We start from the raw sequence: 4,308 nt of genomic DNA, 5'->3' as shown, positions 1-4,308 counted from the left end.
GGGAGCTTGCCGCCGGCTTCGCGTGGCGGTTCGTCCTCATCGGCGCGCCCCTGTTCTTTCTCCTCAACTGGCTGCCCCGGCCCTGGGTTGAGGAGATCAACCTCCTGACCGCCCGGCTCACCGGTCTCAGCCTGGGGCTGCTGGGCCTCCAAGCGCTGGTCCGGGGCGTCGAGGTCAGCGCCCAGGGCTTCGCCGTCCGGATCATCACCGAATGCTCGGCAGCCTTCGTGGCGGTGCTTTTTGCCGCCTTTGTCGCGGCCTTCCCCGCGCCGTGGAAGAAGAGACTGGCCGGGCTCATGCTCGGCATCCCTTTTCTCTTCCTCCTCAACCAGGTACGCCTGCTCCTGGTATTCCTCACCGGGGTGCACCATCCCGAGCTGTTCGACCATGCCCATCTCTATTTCGGCCAGGTGGCCATGTTCCTGGCCGTGCTTCTGGCCGCCCTCCTGTGGCTGCGCTATGGCGTGGCCCTGACCTCCCTGGAGCGGATCGCCGGGTTTGCCGGCCGCTTCCTCCTCTTCTCCTTGCCTCCTTTTCTCCTGTGGCTCCTGGCCGACGAGCCTTTCGTCCGGCTCAATCTGCTGCTGGTGCAACTGGCTTTGGGCCAGTATGGGAGCGCCGTGGTCCTGCCGGAGCGCCTGGAGATCTTTCCCCACACCTTCACCAGCTACACCCTGGTGGTCTACATCGGCCTGGTCCTGGCCTGCCGGGGCGTCCCCTGGCAAGGCAAGCGACGTGCCCTGGTGCGAGGCCTGGCGGTGCTGGTGGCATGCCACTTCCTGTTCCGCCTGACCCAGGCCCTCTATTTCCAGGTCGGTCTCCGCGAGGCCCTTTCGCCCTTCGTGGCCCTGGTCATCATCAACCAGTGGGTGCTGCCCTTCGGGCTGTGGCTGTGGCTGGCACGAAGGGAGGTGTTCCGGCCGCCAGGCATTCCCCTCTGCCCGATCTGCGGCGCCGAGGACTGGCAGATCCGGGACCACATCCGGATCCGGCATCCCCGGCAATACGACACCAGCCCGGAGGTGCAGGCGCTTCTCGGCAGCCTGCCGCCGCCCCAGCCTCTGCCCCGGCGCTGAGTACAACCCGTGTTGCCAGACCCCAATGCCGATCAACCCCAGGACCTACCTCCGCCCCTGCCCCACCTGCTGCAGCCGCCGCCAGACGGCAGCGTCCCCGGCACCGATGCAGCCATCGTTGTCCAAGTCCGCGCTTGACAGGAAGCCGCTGTCGGGCCGGCAGCGCCCCATGGCCTCCTGGAGGACCTGGGCATCCGCCCGGTCCACCTGCCAGTCGCCGTTCAGGTCGGCCAGGCCCTGGGCGGTGACGAGCCGGGCCACCCGCTGCCATTGCCCGAGATCCCGCCGGTCCACCTTCCCGCTTCCGTCCAGATCCGCCTTCGGCATGTAGCCCGCCTGGCCAGCTGCGGTGCCCAGCGCCCCGGCAAGCCGCTCCCCGTCCACCGCCGTCACCAGGCCATCCCCGTCCAGGTCCCCGATTCTTTGCGCCTGGACGAAGCGGTACAAGCCGGCCCAGCGCTTCAGGTCCGATCGGCCCAGGCAGCCGTCCCGGTCGAGATCGCCGGCAGGCATGAATCCCTCGTCGGCCTGGCAACGGGAAAGGCCCTGTGCCAGGAGCGCCAGGTCGTCCAGGTCCAGGTCCTGATCCCGGTCCAGATCCCCGGGAACAGGCCGCGACGCGGGCCGACCCACCACCTGGATCCGGCGGCCCTGGCCGTTGCCATCATCGATCACCACCACCCGGATGGCGCCCTCGCCCGTGGCGTCCTCGGCCAGGAGAGCGCCGGCGAGATCGGCCACCGCGCCCATGGGGATGGGGTCGCCGTAGGAGCCGTCGTCCTGGGCTGCCAGGCATACCACCCCCTGGCTTGGCAGCACCAGAGCCAGGGAGGCCGCCGGCTGGAGCGCACCCGCAGCCAGGGCCGGAAGAAAGCGCGCCTCCATCCCGGGTGGCAGGAGGTCGCTTGCGGCCGGCAGAAGCCAGGAAGGCGGAAAGGGATTCTCCCCCAGGGACAAGATGTCGCTCACCGGGGAAAGGGGCAGCCGAATCTCGCCAGGGGCAACGGCGTTGCCGGCGACAGTCGTCCATTTCGGATCCGACTGCTCCTGGGCATAGACCTCCTCCTGGCTGCCCTGACCCCAGAAGATGTTGCCGGCCAGCACCCCCTGCCCCACCGGCTGGCCGGCGTACGCCGCTGGCCGCCAGTCGGTGGCGTAGACGCTGTCCCCGTAGCCGCTGGGCATGCCGGTGCCGCTGGCTTCATTGTCAAGGAACAGGCTGCCGGTGACGGTCAAGGCGGTTGCTGCGAAGGCATGCAAGGCACCACCTTTGCCCTGGCCGCCCCGGGGGTCCTGATCAGGAATCGGCACGGCCGGGGTCCGGCGATCCGGTTCGAAGCCGGCCCGGTTGTCCAGGAAGACGCAGGAACGGAACACGGCTTCGGCCCGGGAAAAATCCCCGAAGATGTATTCGCCGCCGCGCACCGCGGCGCCGCCATACCAGCGGGCGGTGTTGCCGGCCAGCCACGTCTCCTCCACGCTGCCCCGGACATTGAAGCCCAGGTAGAGCCCGCCGCCCTCGTTGGCGAAGTTGCCCAGGAAGGCGGCCTGGCGGACCGACAGGAAGAGCCGATGGCAATCGCTGTTGCCCATGACGTGCAGCCCGCCCCCCAGGGCGTCGTATCGGTGACCGACCCGGTTGCCGGCAAAGGTGGAGCGCTCCACCTCCACGGTCATGTCGAACGGCTCGCCGGCGCAGCTGTTGATGGCCGACACCGCCCCGCCATCCGCCTGCAAGGTCTCCTGGTCGGGATTGGCCTGGTTGTCCAGAAAGACGGTGTCGGTGATGGCCAGATCGGTGCTCAGCACACGCAGGGCGCCGGAGGAGGCCCAGGCGGTGTTCCCGGTGAAGCGGGAGTCGACCACCCTCACTTGGCGGCCGGAGCAGGCTCCGGCCTCACCCGTGTGCACGGCGCCGCCCTGGCGGGCACTGTTGCCCTCGAAGCGACTGCCGGCGATGAAGACATCGGCCTGGCGGCCGACAAAGACCGCGCCGCCGTGCCACCGGGCGCGGTTGCCAGTAAAGGTGCAGCCGGTGATCTCCAGACGGAAGGGCTGGCCGCCGGCCGCCACCTGGATGGCGCCGCCGCTGTCGCCCCGGGGGCCGTTCTCGCCCGTGTTGCCGGCGAAGACGCAGTCCTGGAAGCGGATCACCGAGCCGGCCGGCAGATCCGGCGCGATCCAGGCTGCCGCCAGGTGGTCGTTGCCCTGGCCGACGATATTCAGGCCCTGGAGGGTGAGCGAGCGCTCGATGCGGAAGGTGGGGGAGCGAAAGGCTCCGGCACCGTCGATGGTGACCGGTCCGGCGTGGCGGTCGAAATCGGGATCCGAGGCCAGGGGAGCCCGGATGGTGAGGCCGCTCCGGCCCCGGGTGTACACCCCCCAGCCCGGGGCGCTGTAGTCGCCGCTGCCGTAGGTGACGCCAGCCTCGGCTCCGTCCAGGACCAGGGTGTCGTTGTCCTGGAGGAGCCGATCCAGGCAGTCCTGGAGGGTGCCATGGTGGCGGGCCCCGGCCTCCGAGAGCGACGGCCAGACCCCGACGCTGCACAGCGACTGCCCGGCGAGCTTTTCGAAATACCAGGTGGCCGCTCGGCCGTCGGCAGCCCCGGACAGGAAACCAAGGGCGAGGAGGCCGCAAAGCAGGCGGGGCATGGGAACAACGAAGCCGCGATCGCGGCTGGGGCCGCCGCCGGGCGGCCTACGCGACGATGTCGGCGTCCTGCATGACCTGGGTCCAGAACGGCAGCCACAGGGCCTTGATCCGGTTCTCGCCCTGGACCCGGTAGATGACGTCCGGAAAGGCGGGCTTGTTGCGGGTGTCGATCTCGATCACCTCCCGCCGCTCTCCCCATTTCTCGTAAGTCTTGCCGATCTCTGGAAGCTGCATGGCGTGGCCGCTGGCTTTCTGAGGGTATCCATGATCCGGGGCGACTTTTCTCCTGCCTGTCCCGGGGTCGCAGGCAAGGCCCTGCGCCTCGCCAGTGGACCCATGAAACCACCCCGGGATGAGGATTGGGTTAAGGCCCGGTGAATTTTTGCTTTCAGCCGCCGTGGTGGCCAGCTCTGTAATCGTCCCGTAACCGAGCCGTAACCCGGCCCTTACACGGATGATGCACAGTGCGGGCAGAAACGGCCGGTGCCTGCCGGCCGCCGCCCCAGGCGGGGGGGCCCCCCCCCCCCGAGGCCCCCCCCCCCCCCCCCCCCCCCCCCCGGGGCCCCCCCCCCCCCACCC

The 4,308-nt window shown here is 69.6% G+C and carries 3 protein-coding genes; 1 reads left to right on the top strand and 2 read right to left on the bottom strand.

The features are described from left to right. On the top strand, positions 1–1,076 hold a 1,076-nt coding region (gene xrtH / locus AB1634_04415; GenBank protein ID MEW6218763.1), incomplete at its 5' end, for an exosortase H. Between the two features lie 45 nt (positions 1,077–1,121). Here the strand turns inward: xrtH and AB1634_04410 are convergent. Both AB1634_04410 and AB1634_04405 read right to left on the bottom strand, forming a co-directional pair. Beyond that, positions 1,122–3,728, bottom strand: coding sequence for a right-handed parallel beta-helix repeat-containing protein (locus tag AB1634_04410; GenBank protein ID MEW6218762.1), 2,607 nt, complete (start codon positions 3,726–3,728; stop codon positions 1,122–1,124). Between the two features lie 46 nt (positions 3,729–3,774). Next, complete coding sequence (locus AB1634_04405) at positions 3,775–3,963, bottom strand: hypothetical protein (GenBank protein ID MEW6218761.1); 189 nt, start codon at positions 3,961–3,963, stop codon at positions 3,775–3,777. Positions 3,964–4,308: the final 345 nt, after the last annotated feature.

It is taken from the genome of Thermodesulfobacteriota bacterium, from assembly GCA_040755095.1.
GTDB lineage: Bacteria > Desulfobacterota > Desulfobulbia > Desulfobulbales > JBFMBH01 > JBFMBH01.
Note: the sequence above shows the minus strand (reverse complement) of the source record. Positions and strands in the feature narration are given on the sequence as shown.

What these genes read in the sequence shown, in the direction of transcription:
- AB1634_04410 (MEW6218762.1), bottom strand. Translation starts at nt 3,728, where the DNA reads ATGCCCCGCCTGCTTTGCGGCCTCCTCGCCCTTGGTTTCCTGTCCGGG.
- AB1634_04405 (MEW6218761.1), bottom strand. Translation starts at nt 3,963, where the DNA reads ATGCAGCTTCCAGAGATCGGCAAGACTTACGAGAAATGGGGAGAGCGG.